The following is an 11,828-nucleotide window of genomic DNA, read 5'->3' on the forward strand; positions in this document are numbered from 1 at the left end:
ATCCGGCGCGCCGCGCCGCATGGCGCCTGGCAGCCCGGCCGCGCGAGCGCAGGCGCGCGCAGGCGCTCGCGCCAGTGCAACCCGCTCGCCGCGGGCCACGCCCAGGGCTACCGGCGCAGCCACGCGGACGCACACCGCCTGGGGCATCGCCGCGGCATCACCGCATTCGACTGAACGCCGCCGCGCGCGGCGCCGATGAACCGAGTCTGGCGTGACAGCCAGGGGGGGCGTTCGTGCCTCGCCGGCGCCGCCGTTGCCTGGATCCACACTGGGGGGACCGTCAAATGAGAAACGTACGTGCAATCGTGATGCTGCTGGTGGCGGCACTGGCCGGGCTGGCGGCGGTCGTGCTGGCCTCGCGCTGGATGATCGAGCAGAGCTCGGGCAGCGTCACCAAGGTGTTAGTGGCCGGTACCGACATCAACCTCGGGCAGCGGCTCGCGCCCGAGTTCGTCAAGGTCGTCGACTGGCCGCGCGAGAGCCTGCCGCCCGGCGCGCTGACCGACCAGAAGCTGATCGACGGGCGCGTGACCAAGGCCAGCGTGATGCGCGGCGAGCCCATCCTCGAATCCAAGCTCACGCCGGTCGGCACGCGCGGCGGCCTCTCCGCCGTGATCGCCGAAGGCAAGCGCGCCATCACCGTGCGCGTCAACGACGTGGTGGGCGTGGCCGGCTTCGCGCTGCCGGGCAGCTTCGTCGACATCATCGTCAACACACAGAAAGACCAGGCCAAGAACGAAGGCGCCTCGCAGACCGAGCAGTCGATCTCCAAGATCGTGCTCGAGAAGATCCTCGTGCTCGCCATCGCGCAGGAGGTCAACCGCGACGAGACCAAACCCAAGGTGGTCAACGCCGTGACGCTGGAAGTCTCTCCCGACGAAGCCGAGAAGCTCGACCTCGCACGCAGCGTGGGCACGCTCTCGCTGGTGCTGCGCAACCAGATCGATCCGCGCCCGGTGGAAACCGCCGGCGCCACCAAGCGCAGCCTGCTCAACGAACCGGTGCTCAAGGCCGCGGTGACGGCCGCGCCGGTGGCCAAGGTGGTGCAGGTCGTGCAGCGCATCGCCGAGAAGAAGGTCTCGCGCAACTGCGTGGGCGTGATCAGCGGGATGCAGCAAAACCAAGAATGCTTCTAATGCGCGCACGCTGAGCAAGCCAGATGCCGGCCCCAGCCAATGGGGTCAACAAACCGGGGAAATCAAATGGATCGACACCATACCCAGGAGGGCAGCCCGCGCAGCCGTGCGCCGCGCAACGGCCCCTCACGCCTGAACCTAACCGCGCTCGCCGTGCTGTCCATGACCTGCGTCTGGCTGGCCAGTGAACAGGCACAGGCCGCCGATGCCGCAGGCACCGCCGGCAACACTGGCAATGCTGGCAACGCAGCGAATGCGGCCAATGCGGCGAACGCAGCCGCCCAGGCCGCGCCACAGGCAATGAAGCTGGCCGCCAACGGCCCGATCCAGCTCACGATCGGCGCGGCCAGCGTGCCACCGCCGCCCGCCGACGCCAGCATCAGCCGCGGCCCGAACTGCTCTGGCGCCACGCGCGATCCGCAACAGGTGACGGTGCCGGTCGGCAAGTCGCGCATGCTGCAGTTGCCCGAGGCCGTGCGCACGCGCACGCTGGGCAACCCAGGCGTGGTCCAGGCCATGCTGGTGTCGCCGCAGACGCTCTACCTGCTCGGCCTGGATATCGGCACGACCAACATGATCGTGCAGGGCAAGAGTGGCAACTGCACCGTGATCGACGTCACGGTGGGCGCCGACCCCGGCGGCCTGCAGACCAGCCTGCACGAGCTCGTGCCCGAGGCCCGCAAGGTGCGCGTATCGTCGGCGGCCGACAGCCTGGTGCTGACCGGCAACGTGCCGGACTCCACCGTGGCGCAGATGGTGATCGACATCGCCAACGCGTTCGTGATCCGCCAGACGCGCAGCCCGATGTCGGCGCCCCCGCAAGGCTTCGGCGCGCCCGGCCAGCCCATGCTCGCCATGAACGGCATGCCCATGGGCGGCATGGGGATGGGCATGGTCGGCGCTGGCGGCGCCGGCGGGCAGCCGCTGCGCAGCCAGCGCATCATCAACATGATGAGCGTCGACGCGCCCCAGCAGGTGATGCTGGAAGTGAAGGTCGCCGAAGTCTCCAAGACGCTGATCGACCAGCTCGGCGCCGCGGCCAACCTCAACGGCGCCTTCGGCAGCTGGACCTTCGGCCTGCTGGCCAACTTCCTCTCGGGCGGCGCGGGCGTGCTCTCCGGTGTCAAGAACAATAACCTGCCCTTCAACTTCCAGGTCGATGCACAAAAAGGCGACAGCCTGGTCAAGGTGCTGGCCGAGCCCAACCTGATGGCCATCAGCGGGCAGGAAGCCAGCTTCCTCGCCGGCGGCAAGGTGTTTATCCCGGTACCGCAGGCTTCGAGCGCGGGCGGCACCACCATCACGCTGCAGGAAGAAACCTTCGGCGTGGGACTGCGCTTCACGCCGACGGTACTCGCCAACGGCCGCATCAACCTGAAGGTGGCGCCCGAGGTGTCCGAGCTGTCGCCGACCGGYGTCGCGCTGACCGCGCCCAACCTGAGCGGCACCACCATCCTGCCTTTGATCACGACCCGGCGCGCATCCACCACGCTGCAGGTCATGGACGGGCAGAGCTTCGCCATCGGCGGMCTGATCAAGARCAACRTSACGGGYAGCCTGAAAGCACTGCCGGGCGCGGGCGAGCTGCCCATCCTTGGCAACCTGTTCCGCAGCACCAACTTCCAGCAGGACAAGAGCGAGCTGCTGTTCGTGGTGACGCCGCGCCTGGTCAAGCCGTTGCCGGCCAACTACCCGATGCCGACCGACTCCTTCGGCAAGCCGACGCCGGGCGAGGTCTTCATCAACGGCAACATGGAAGGTCATCCCGACGTGAACCTGCTGCCGGCCGCGCCAGCCAACCCGCAGCCCGCGCCGGTCGGCGCTCCGGCCGCACCGATGGCCCCGGCCCCGGCCGCGCCCACCACGAGACAGGAGCCGATGGCCGGTCCGCGCGACAGCGCCGCCGCCCTGCCCGCACCCACCATCGCCGGTACGGCGACTAGCGCGGACTCCGCGCAATGAACAGGGGACACATCATGGACTTCCGCCATAGCCTTGCCCGCGTCGCGCGGTTCGCCCTCGCCAGCGCCGCCGCGTGCGCGGCAGCTGGCCTGGCCGGCTGCATGACCACCACGCCGGTGTACGACGCCCACTTCGGCGAAGCGGTGCGCATCGTGCGCGCCATGCAGACGCTCAACCCGGATGCATCGCTGAACACCGACCCGGTCACCGGCGTCGACGCCCGCAGCGCCACCTACGCGATGGACCGCTACAACCAGTCGTACCGCAACCCGCCCACCGACGCGAACGCGTACGCGATCGGGGTCGGCTCGGGCTCGTCGTCGGCGATGTCCTCGGCGCCATGACCGGAAGGCGGTGCGCGGCGGCTCCGGAAGCGCCGCCGCGCACCGGCAGCTTCAACTGAAACTGGGAGAAATGGAGATGGCAAAGCTTATTCTGGTCTCGGGCGACGAGACGCGTGCGCGGCAGATGTCCTCGATGGCCGGACAGGCCGCCACGCAACGCCAGCTGCAACTGGTCTGCGCCGACCCGGAGAAGGCGCTCGGCATGGCCGGGCTGATCCATCCCTCCGACTTCCTGGTGCTGCAGGCCGACGACTTCAGCCCCGACATCCTCGAGCGGCTGCGCCAGCGCTTCCCCGAGCCGGGCGACGTGCCCTGCATCCTGGTCGCGCCGTCGCCGTCGGCCGAGCTGCTGATGCGGGCCATGCGCATGGGCATCCGCAGCGTGCTGCACTGGCCGCTGGACCCGCGCGAGTTCAACGACGAGCTCGAGCGGCTCGCGGTCAAGCCGCTCACCGGCAGCAGCCTTGAGGCGCGCACCTTCACCTTCGCCGCCTGCAAGGGCGGCAGCGGCACCACGTTCGTCGCCGCCAACTTTGGCTACGCGCTGGCCGCGCGGCGCCACAAGCGCGTGCTGCTGGTGGACCTGGTCCAGCAGTTCGGCGACGCTGCCTTCCTGGTCACCGACAAGGCGCCGCCGGCCACGCTGGCCGATATCTGCCAGCAGGTGGACCGGCTGGACCTGGCCTTGCTCGACGCCTGCATCACGCACGCGCATCCGAACTTCGATGTGATCGCCGGGGCCGGCGACCCGGTCAAGGCGGGCGACATCAAGTCCGCCCATCTCGAGAACATCCTGGACCTGGTGCGTCCGGCCTACGACGTGATCATCTTCGACATCGGGCAGGACATCAACCCTTCGTCGATCATGGTGCTGGATCACAGCGACACGATCTACCCCGTGATGCAGCTCAGCCTGCCCTACCTGCGCGCCGGGCGCAGCCTGATGGACATCTTCCGCTCGCTGGGCTATCCGGCCGAGCGCATGCACCTGGTGGTCAACGCCTTCGACAAGCATTCGCCGGTGAGYGTACGCACGCTCGAGGAAACCCTGGGCGCCAAGGTAGCGCATGTGCTGCCGGCGGATGCCCGAGCCGCGCGCGACGCGAGCAACCAGGGCCTGCCCGTGCTGCAACTGGGCGAGCACAGCGCGATCTCGCGCGCGCTGGTGCAGATGGTCGAGACCGTCTACCCGAATGCGCCGAGGCAGCACGAGGGCCTGCTGCGCAAGCTGCTCGGCCATGGCAAGGACCGCGGCGCGCAGGGCGTGCCGGTGGAACGGCACGCCTGAGCGCCGGCAAAGGGACTAGTCCGCGAATCGGATACCGGCGCGCGACGCGCCACGGAGAATCGACATGTCACTGCGTGAACAACTCTATGAAAAGGCCGGCGAGACCGTGGCCGAGCGCGTCGGCCCGGCCACCACCACCGCCAACGCCGCCTACCAGCAGCTCAAGATGGAGATCCACGAAGCCATCATCGAACGCGTGGAACTGGAAAAGCTGCAACGGCTCTCGCCCGAGCAGGTCCGCCGCGAACTGGCGTTGCTGGTGGAGCGCATCATCGACGAGCGCAACATACCGATCAACGAGACCGAGCGCAAGCGGCTGGTGTCGGACGTGCGCGACGAGATGCTGGGCTTCGGCCCGCTCGAGCCGCTGCTCACCGACCCCACCGTCTCCGACATCCTGGTCAACACGTTCAAGCAGGTCTATGTGGAGCGCCGCGGCAAGCTGGAGCTGACCGACGTGACCTTCCGCGACGATGCCCACCTGATGAAGGTCATCGACAAGATGGTGTCGCGCGTGGGCCGGCGCATCGACGAATCGAGCCCGATGGTGGATGCGCGCCTGCCCGACGGCTCGCGCGTCAACGCCATCATCCCGCCGTCCGCGGTGGACGGCCCCCTGCTCTCCATCCGGCGCTTCTCCGTGAACCCGCTGATGGTCAAGGACCTGGTGGAGCTACAGACGCTCACACCGCCGATGGCGCAGCTGATCGAAGCCATGGTCAAGGCCAAGCTCAAYATCCTGATCTCSGGCGGCACCGGCAGCGGMAAGACCACCMTGCTCAACATCCTGTCGGGCTTTATCCCGGCGAGCGAGCGCATCGTCACGATCGAGGACGCGGCCGAACTCCAGATGCGGCAGAACCATGTGCTGCGCCTCGAAACGCGCCCGCCCAACATCGAAGGCCGGGGCGAGATCACGCAGCGCGCGCTGGTAAAGAACGCGCTGCGGATGCGCCCGGACCGCATCATCCTGGGCGAAGTCCGCGGCGCCGAGGCGCTCGACATGCTGCACGCGATGAACACCGGCCACGAAGGCTCGCTCGCCACCATCCACGCCAACAGCCCGCGCGACGCGCTGACCCGGCTCGAGAACATGATCAGCATGGCCGGCCTGTCGCTGCCGCCGCGCACCATGCGCCAGCAGATCGTGTCGGCACTGACCGTGATCCTGCAGGTCTCGCGCCTGACCGACGGCCGCCRCAAGCTGATGAGCGTGCAGGAGATCACCGGCATGGAGAGCGATGTCGTCAACATGCAGGAGATCTTCACCTTCAAGCGTTCCGGCGTCGACGCCGAGGGCCGCGTGAAGGGCCACTTCTGCGCCACCGGCGTGCGCCCGCACTTCTGCGAGCGGCTGCAGGCGTTCGGCGTGACCGTGCCGGAACGGCTGTTCGAGCCATCCATGCGCTTCGAGGTATGAACCGCGCACGCCCTGCGCAGGAGACCAGCCATGAACCCGACTCTCGCGGCCTTCGCCYTCTCGCTGTTCATCGCCATCGTGCTGTTGCTGGTGCTGGGCTACCAGTGGTGGCAGCACAAGCACAGCGCCGGCGCGCGGCGCCTGGGGCGCCGCCTGCAGGCGGTGGCCCACGCGACCTGGGACGAGCACACCGCGTCCATCATGAAGGAGCGTGCCCTCTCCGGCTCGGCCAGGTTCGCCAGCCTGCTGCGCAAGCTGCCGCGCATCCACGCGCTGGACAAACTGCTGATGCAGTCGGGCCTGTACTGGAACGTGTCGACGTTCCTGGGCTTCACGTTCCTTCCGGCGGCCGCGATCTTCGCCTTCGGCATGCTGCTGGGGCTGCCCCCCATCGCGGTGGCGGCCGCCGCGCTGTGCGCGCTCGCGACGCCGCTCTGGTTTGTGCTCCGGCGCCGCAGCCGCCGCCTCCAGCTGATCGAAGCGCAGCTTCCGGAAGGCGCCGACCTGATCAGCCGCGCGCTGCGCGCCGGGCACTCTWTCTCGAGCGCGCTGGACATGGCTGGCAACGAACTGCCGGAGCCGCTCGGCGCCGAGTTCCGCATGACGTTCGACGAACTCAACTTCGGCGCGTCGATGCATGACGCGCTCACCAACATGGCCGACCGCGCGCCACTGCCCGACCTGCGCTACCTCGTCATCGCGGTGCTGATCCAGCGCGAGTCCGGCGGCAACCTGGCGGAGATCCTCGGCAACGTCAGCCGCATCATCCGCGAGCGCATGAAGCTGCTCGGGCACGTGCGGGTGCTGTCTGCCGAAGGACGCTTCTCCGGGATCATCCTCTCGGTGCTGCCGTTCGCCGTGGCCGGCGCCATGTACGTGCTCAATCCCACCTTCCTCGACCCGCTCGCGAGCGATCCGGTCGGGCCCTGGATCGTGGGATACGCGGTGCTGCTGATGCTGCTGGGCCTGCTGTGGATGCGCAAGATCGTCCGCATCCACATGTAGGACGCCGCCACGGCCAAGATGAAGGGGGAATCATGAGAATCGAGCAAATACTGATCCTGGTCTTCGCGTTCCTGGTGGCCTTCGGCGTGACGCTGGGCGCCATGATGACATTCCAGGCCGATGCGCTGCGCCGGCGCATCACCCAGGTCACCAAGTCGGCCGTGCCCGAGGACGAGGTGCCGTCGGTGCTGCAGGACGACTGGATGCGCAAGCTGGAGCGCCTGTCCCAGCCGCTGGCCAGGCTCGCGCTGCCCAAGGAGGGCTGGGAAGGCTCGGCCATCCGCACGCGCTTCATGAACGCCGGCTGGCGCAGCCCTTCCGCCGTGGCGGTCTACTTCGCCGCCAAGACCGCGCTGGCCATGCTGTTTCCGCTGGCGGTGCTGCTGGCCACGCAGGGGGTGATCAGCGAGGACAACCCGCGCCTGCTGCCGGCCGCGCTGCTGGCCGCCGCCATTGCCGGCTTCTACCTGCCCGACCTGGTGCTGCGCCGGCGCATCCGCGTGCGCAAGGAGGCGATCTTCGAAGCCTTCCCCGACGCGCTCGACCTGATCACCGTCTGCGTCGAAGCGGGCCTCGCGCTCGACGCCGCCCTGCTCAAGGTGGTGGACGAGCTGCGCAAGGACAAGAGCGCGCTCGGCGAGGAGCTGGAACTGCTGGTGCTGGAGCTGCGTGCCGGGCTCTCGCGCGAGAAGGCGCTGCGCAACCTGGCGCTGCGCACCGGCGTGGAAGACATCGACATGCTGGTCAGCATGCTGATCCAGGCCGACCGCTTCGGCACCAGCGTGGCCGACTCGCTGCGCGTGCACGCCGACACCCTGCGCACCAAGCGCCGCCAGCGCGCCGAGGAATGCGCGGCCAAGATCGCCGTGAAGCTGCTGTTCCCGCTGACGCTGTTCATCCTGCCGTCGCTGTTCGTGGTGCTGCTCGGCTCGCCGGCAATCCAGTTCTACCGCACGCTGATCCCGTACATGATGGGCAACGGGCAATAGGCCGGCCACCCCGCGCCCGTCGCCGGCCGCGCCAGCGGCGCGGCGGCGATGGCAGGCAAGGCGGGCACAACCAAACGCAGGAGGTCCTACCATGCAACCCTCGGCAATCCTCGGGCGGCTGCGCCAGCGCGGTGCCAGCGCCGTCGAGTTCGCGCTGGTGGCGCCCGTGTTCTTCCTGCTCTTCTTCTCCATCGTCGACTTCAGCATGATGATGTTCGCCAACCTCACCATGCAGAATGCCGTGCGCGAAGGCGCGCGCTTCGCCGTCACCGGGCAGAGTACCCTCGACCCGGCCAACACCACCCAGCAGCGCTACCAGGCCGTGCTGGCCAAGATCCACGACACCTCGCTGGGCATCTACGACATGTCCGGCGCCACCGTGACCACCTGGGTCAACGGCAGCACGCAGGCCAACGGCGGCACGATGTTCGGCGGCGCCGGCGACCTCGTGGTGATCCAGGTCAATTGCTCCTGGCCGCTGCTCACGCCGATGGTGGCCGCGTTCTTCTCTTCCACGGGCGGCAAGTACACGTTCAGCGTGGCCGCCACCATGCGCAACGAGGCCTTCTGATGAAACGCATCCGCCCCCTGCCGCGCAGGCGTGCCGCACGCGGCATCGCCAGCCTCGAGTTCGCCATCCTGCTGCCGATCTTCATCTTCCTCACCCTGCCGGTGATCGACTTCGCGCGGGCCATCCAGGCCAACCTGATCCTGGTCAACCTGACGCGCGAAGGCGCCAGCCTCGCCTCGCGCAGCTCTGCCTACACGCCGCAGGACATCATGACCGCGCTGGCGCAGACCACGCCGCCGCTGAAAATGAGCCAGCGCGGCATGATCTACATCACCAAGGTCATGGGCGACAACGAGTGCAACAAGAACGGCAAGAACTGCGCCGTGCGCAACATCGTGCTCGAGCAATACCGCTGGGCCGGGGGCTGGTCGCTCGGCGGCTCGGTCCCGGGCAGCAAGGTCTGGAACTGCGGCAGCGGCAGCGGCCAGTGGCAGAGCGACGGCAGCTGCGGCAGCATGCCCGCCGGCGGCAGCACGTCGCCCACCGCCAATGCCATGACGGGCCTGCTCAGCGACGGCCAGATCGTCTACGTGGTCGAGTCTTACTACAACTTCGACATGTTGTTCAAAGGGCTGACCATGGGGCTGCTCAAGATGCCGGACATCGGCCCCAACCTGTATTCGGTCACATCGTTCTGACTGCCGCCACAAGAACAAGACAAAGGAGCCGCCATGAAAACCCCGCGAACGACACTGCGAAGCACGCGCGCGCCGGGTGCCGGCAGGCAGCGCGGCCAGATCACCCTGGTCGCCGCCGTGACGATGATCGGCCTGCTCGGCGCGGCCGGGCTCGCGATCGACGCGGGCATGGCCTACGTGACCAAGGCCAAGCTCAATGCCGCGGTGGACTCGGCCGCGGTCGCCGCGGCGCGCGCCGTCACCAACGGCACCACGCAACCCGACCAGGCGGCCGCCGCACGGCAGGCGGCGCAGGACTTCTTCAACACCAATTTCCCGAGCGGCTACCTGCAGGCCGTGCCGACGCTGGCCACGCCGGCCGTGCTGTTCGACACCCCGACCGCGGGCGCGGTCACCATCAATGTCTCGGCATCGGCCACCATGCCGCTCACACTGATGAAGGTGCTCGGCATGAACAACGTCGCGGTCGCCGCGACGGCCCAGTCGATCCGCAAGGACCTCGACCTGATCTTCGTGATCGATGCGTCCGGTTCGATGTCGCCCGTCTGGAGCACGGTCAAGTCCAACGCCAACACCTTTCTCGACCAGTTCAGCCCCTCGTCGGACCGCGTCGGGCTCGTGCATTTCGCCTCGGGCGCTGTCTCCGACATCCCGATCAGCAAGACCACGCGCGGCTTCGACCGCAAGACGATGCAGAGCACCATCAGCGGCCTGAGCAATGGCGGCAACACGAACTATGCCGAGGCCCTGTACCAGGCCCGCTCCCAGCTTGACAGCATCACCACCAACCGCTCCAGCCTGCGCGTGGTGGTGTTCTTCTCGGACGGGCAGCCCAACACGCTGGCGGCCACCTACCAGATGGGCAGCACCACGAGTACGCGGGTCACCACGTGCGGGCGCCGCAGTTGCTCTAGCACCACCACCACCGGCGCCACCACGCCGACCGGCAACAGCTGCGCGGGCGGCATCACGGCATCGTCGCCCGGCTCCACGCCCAATGGCTTCTATATCACCACGGTACAGAACACCAAGATGAGCGGCGCATGCGCCAACGTGAGCAACAGCAACAGCACCGGCGACGACAACAACGGCAACAGCGACGGCACCGTCGTCACGACGACGGTGCAGCCGATGGGCATGCCGCAGTACTACAACGCGCACAATGCCTCCGACCAGGAGTTCCCGATCTACCCGACCACCGTGCCGTACACCGTCACGTCGGCATACTCGTCCCAGAACGTCTACAACGCCGCCACCAACGTCGCTGTGGAGATGGCCAGCTACCTGCGCAACAACAATGTGTACGTGTTCACGCTGGGACTCGACGGCAACGGCGGCTTCGACGCGAACCTGCTCAAGAACATGGCGAATACCATCGACGCGCCGCTGTACAACAAGAACCAGACCTCCGGCGTCTACTGCTACGCCAAGACCATCGACAACCTGAAGCCTTGCTTCTCCAAGCTCGCCTCCGAGATCCTGCGCATCTCCAAATAGGTGCATGGCCCGGCCGCGCTTGACCGCGGCCGGGGTTTTCTGAAGAATCCATGCGAACGGGCACGCCGCGCCCGGGCGTGCGCGCGGCATGGAGAGAGCATGAAGATCCGCATCCTCAGCGACCTGCACATCGAACACGACATCCCCGCATCCGTGCCCGACTGCGCCGCCGACCTGGTGGTACTGGCGGGCGACATTGCCAACGGCCGCACCGGCGTGGACTGGGCCGCCAGCACGTTTGCCCAGCCGGTGGTCTACGTGCCCGGCAACCACGAGTACTACGAGAGTGCGTTCGACACGGCCGAGGCCGCCATGGCCGACGCGGCGCGCGACGCGGCCCATGTCCATCTGCTCAACGGGGCCGTTGCCTACTTCGACGGCCCCGCCGGCGAGCGCGCGCGCGTGATCGGCACCACCTGGTGGACCGACTACACACTGTTCGGCACCGGCCGGCGCGACGAGGCCATGCGGGCGTGCGCCAGCCGGATGGTGGATCACCGCCTGATCGAGATCGACGGCGGCGACGGCCAGCGCCGCCGCTTCACCACCGACGATGCGCTCGCGCTGCACGAGACCGCCAGCGCCTGGCTGGCGGCGCAGCTCGCCGCGCCGTTCGATGGCAAGACCGTGGTGGTGACGCACCACGCCCCCGATCTCGGCAGCCTGGATCCACGCTACTCGCACGACGTGGTCTCCGCGGGTTTCATCTCGCGCCGGCCCGACCTGGTTGCGCAGGCCGACCTGTGGATCCATGGCCATACGCATACGGGCTTCGACTACCGTCTCGACGGCGCGCGCGTGGTGTGCAATCCGCGCGGCTACGTGCGACGCCATACCGGCGAGCTGGAGAACCCGGCATTCGACTGGTGCTTCACCGTGGAGATCTGAAGCCGCCCAGTCCGCGCGAAGCGGCGGCCCCAAGACAAAAACCCCCGCCGGCTCGCGCCAGCGGGGGTTTTTGCTACTACGGATGCTACG

General features: G+C 68.1%; 11 protein-coding genes. All 11 read left to right on the forward strand.

The window, feature by feature from the left end; genetic code table 11:
• Positions 1-284 precede the first annotated feature (284 nt).
• The 11 genes from cpaB to AC1DO7_RS19985 all read left to right on the forward strand — a co-directional run bounded on the left by cpaB (position 285) and on the right by AC1DO7_RS19985 (position 11,738).
• A complete protein-coding gene (cpaB, locus tag AC1DO7_RS19935) occupies positions 285-1,136 on the forward strand; it encodes a Flp pilus assembly protein CpaB (protein WP_441612580.1) in 852 nt (283 codons plus the stop codon).
• A gap of 66 nt (positions 1,137-1,202) precedes the next feature.
• On the forward strand, positions 1,203-3,098 hold the full coding sequence (locus AC1DO7_RS19940; RefSeq protein WP_477116488.1) for a type II and III secretion system protein family protein: 1,896 nt from the start codon (positions 1,203-1,205) through the stop codon (positions 3,096-3,098).
• A gap of 14 nt (positions 3,099-3,112) precedes the next feature.
• The gene (locus tag AC1DO7_RS19945; protein WP_441612582.1) at positions 3,113-3,442 is read left to right on the forward strand and encodes a hypothetical protein; all 330 of its coding nucleotides are present in this window, start codon (positions 3,113-3,115) and stop codon (positions 3,440-3,442) included.
• A gap of 76 nt (positions 3,443-3,518) precedes the next feature.
• On the forward strand, positions 3,519-4,730 hold the full coding sequence (locus AC1DO7_RS19950) for a CpaE/TadZ family protein (RefSeq protein WP_441612583.1): 1,212 nt from the start codon (positions 3,519-3,521) through the stop codon (positions 4,728-4,730).
• A gap of 64 nt (positions 4,731-4,794) precedes the next feature.
• On the forward strand, positions 4,795-6,150 hold the full coding sequence (locus AC1DO7_RS19955; protein ID WP_477116489.1) for a CpaF family protein: 1,356 nt from the start codon (positions 4,795-4,797) through the stop codon (positions 6,148-6,150).
• Between the two features lie 30 nt (positions 6,151-6,180).
• Positions 6,181-7,155, forward strand: a complete 975-nt coding sequence (locus AC1DO7_RS19960) for a type II secretion system F family protein (RefSeq protein ID WP_477116490.1) — start codon at positions 6,181-6,183, stop codon at positions 7,153-7,155.
• Positions 7,156-7,187: 32 nt separating this feature from the next.
• On the forward strand, positions 7,188-8,144 hold the full coding sequence (locus AC1DO7_RS19965) for a type II secretion system F family protein (RefSeq protein ID WP_441612586.1): 957 nt from the start codon (positions 7,188-7,190) through the stop codon (positions 8,142-8,144).
• 91 nt (positions 8,145-8,235) lie between these two features.
• Positions 8,236-8,715 (forward strand): TadE/TadG family type IV pilus assembly protein, encoded by a 480-nt coding sequence (locus AC1DO7_RS19970; RefSeq protein ID WP_441612587.1) that lies wholly within the window; start codon positions 8,236-8,238, stop codon positions 8,713-8,715.
• The gene (locus tag AC1DO7_RS19975) at positions 8,715-9,353 is read left to right on the forward strand and encodes a TadE family protein (protein WP_441612588.1); all 639 of its coding nucleotides are present in this window, start codon (positions 8,715-8,717) and stop codon (positions 9,351-9,353) included. The genes AC1DO7_RS19970 and AC1DO7_RS19975 overlap by 1 nt, the downstream gene beginning before the upstream one ends.
• Before the next feature lie 33 nt (positions 9,354-9,386).
• Positions 9,387-10,850: a vWA domain-containing protein gene (locus AC1DO7_RS19980; RefSeq protein WP_441612589.1), complete on the forward strand. Its 1,464-nt coding sequence runs from the start codon at positions 9,387-9,389 to the stop codon at positions 10,848-10,850.
• Positions 10,851-10,949: 99 nt separating this feature from the next.
• A complete protein-coding gene (locus AC1DO7_RS19985) occupies positions 10,950-11,738 on the forward strand; it encodes a metallophosphoesterase (RefSeq protein WP_441612590.1) in 789 nt (262 codons plus the stop codon).
• The last annotated feature ends 90 nt before the right edge of the window (positions 11,739-11,828 follow it).

Source organism: Cupriavidus sp. 05N40 (assembly GCF_056397305.1).